Here is a 1,287-nt window from a genome sequence, read left to right on the forward strand (position 1 = left end):
GGGACTGCGGACAAAAAGTTGGACCGTCAAGGTCCGGTTTGGAGTCCGCATGACATACAGTAGAGCCGTAGTAGAGAGGGCCGGGGAGCTCCGCCGCTCCGGGCTCTCGTGCAGGGAGATAGCCCGGGAGCTCGACGGGCCGAGCAAGAGCGCCGTCGCGCGCTGGACGAGGTCCGTGGCCGCGGGCGGAACCGTCGGGAGGGCGGTCGCGAAGATGGAGCTGCCGAAGGTCGTCGGGGACGGTCCGGTGTACCCCGACATCGACCCGGACGACAAGGACGCCCTGATAGAGCGCCTCGTCCTGGAGAACGCCGTCCTCAGGGCGGTGAACGACGTTTTAAAAGCCGCGAGCCTCGACGGGATGTCGAACAGGGAGAAGACCCTGGTGATAGACCGCCTGAGGCCTGCGGGGAAGTGGTCCTTGAGAGAACTCACCGCTTTCTTGAGGATATCGAGGAGTTCCTATGACTACCAGCGGCGCGCGATCGCCAGGCCGGACCGCCTGGCGCCGCTGAGGGCCCTCGTGCGGCGCGTGTTCCTGGAGGACGGCGACGGCGCGCGCGGCTACCGCTTCGTGGTGCGCAGGCTCCGCGAGCTCGACGAGCCCGTCCGCGCCTCGGAGAAGGTCGTCCGCCGCATCATGCGCGAGGAGAGCCTGGTCCCCAGGTGGATGAGGAGGAAGAGGAGGGCCTACAGCTCCTACGCGGGCGAGCCGACGCCGGCCCCGCCGAACCTCGTGCGGCGCGACTTCCGCTCGGCCCTGCCGAACTTCCTGTGGCTCACCGACATCACCGAGTTCAGGCTGCCCTCCGGCAGGAAGGTCTACCTGTCGGCCATCAGGGACTGCTTCGACTCCTCGGTCGTGGCGTGGAGGGCCGGCGAGCGCCCGGACGCCGCGCTCGCCAACTCGACGCTCGAGGACGCCTGCGCGCTGCTCGCGCCCGGCGAGGGTCCCGTCATCCACTCCGACCGCGGCGGGCACTACCGCTGGCCCGGCTGGATCTCGATCTGCGAGGGGCACGGCCTCACCAGGAGCATGTCCGCCAAGGGCTGCAGCCCGGACAACGCGGCGATGGAGGGCTTCTTCGGCCTGCTCAAGAGGGAGTTCTGGCACGGCAGGGACTGGACGGGCTGGGCCCCCGCCCGCTTCATCGAGGAGCTCGGCGGCTGGATCGGCCGCTACAATACGGAGAGGCGCAGCGATGCGCTCGGCGGCCGCACGCCGGCCGAGTTCCGCGCCGCGCTGGGAAGGGCCGCGTGACGGTCCAGGAAATCGTCCGCAGTTCC

1 protein-coding gene is annotated in these 1,287 nt (G+C 69.5%); it reads left to right on the forward strand.

What is annotated here, in order from left to right; all coding sequences use genetic code 11:
* Positions 1-1,261: IS3 family transposase (locus SFLMC1_RS00370; protein ID WP_222838007.1), on the forward strand; the 1,261-nt coding region annotated here is incomplete at its 5' end.
* Positions 1,262-1,287 lie beyond the last annotated feature (26 nt).

Source organism: Collinsella aerofaciens (assembly GCF_901212495.1).
Classification (GTDB): Bacteria; Actinomycetota; Coriobacteriia; order Coriobacteriales; family Coriobacteriaceae; genus Collinsella; species Collinsella aerofaciens_H.